This is a genomic window from Hymenobacter sp. AT01-02, from assembly GCF_000961955.2.
GTDB classification, from domain to species: domain Bacteria; phylum Bacteroidota; class Bacteroidia; order Cytophagales; family Hymenobacteraceae; genus Hymenobacter; species Hymenobacter mucosus.
Map to the genome: position 1 here is coordinate 1 of NZ_JZIR02000268.1, position 548 is coordinate 548.

Here is a 548-nt window from a genome sequence, read left to right on the forward strand (position 1 = left end):
GAGAACAGACAACCGGGAGGTGTATGCTTTGGTGAAGCTGCTGGAACTGCACTTTCAGACCACGTTGGGCTTCCCGCGCAAGTTCTGTAACTCTGCTAACATGTATCGGTGCTCTCTCTCTGGGCGGGTCCAGGCTTGGATGAGCTACTTAGCGCAGCAACACCTGTTGCGCCAACCACACGACCAACCGGTGTCCTTCACGGTAGAATAAGCGTACGGTAGCCTGCTCCTGTGGCTTTGAGTTCGGCTCTGTTACTGTTAGGCGACAAACCCTGGTCCTACTAGCCACGTTCCTAAGTAGCGCTCCCGCTACTTGGTCAATTAAAATTCGCTACACAGCGATTAAGACAGAGGAATAATACAAATTCTGCGTTACACTCGAAAATGGTATTGGGCACACAAATCAATAATAACGAATCTTATGTTAAGGGATAAACCCTAGAAAGTGATTCGCTGCACTTTCTCTTTGCACTACTTCGCAAATCCTATTTTTTAGCCAGCAAACGACTTTATTGGTAGGGGCATCTCCTCCTCGGGCGCAAGTCCCA

The 548-nt window shown here is 48.9% G+C and carries 1 protein-coding gene; it reads left to right on the plus strand.

Going from position 1 to position 548, the window contains the following annotated elements; genetic code table 11:
* The coding region (locus VI25_RS25555) for a hypothetical protein (RefSeq protein ID WP_161807051.1) at positions 1-211 on the plus strand (211 nt) is incomplete at its 5' end.
* Between the last annotated feature and the right edge of the window lie 337 nt (positions 212-548).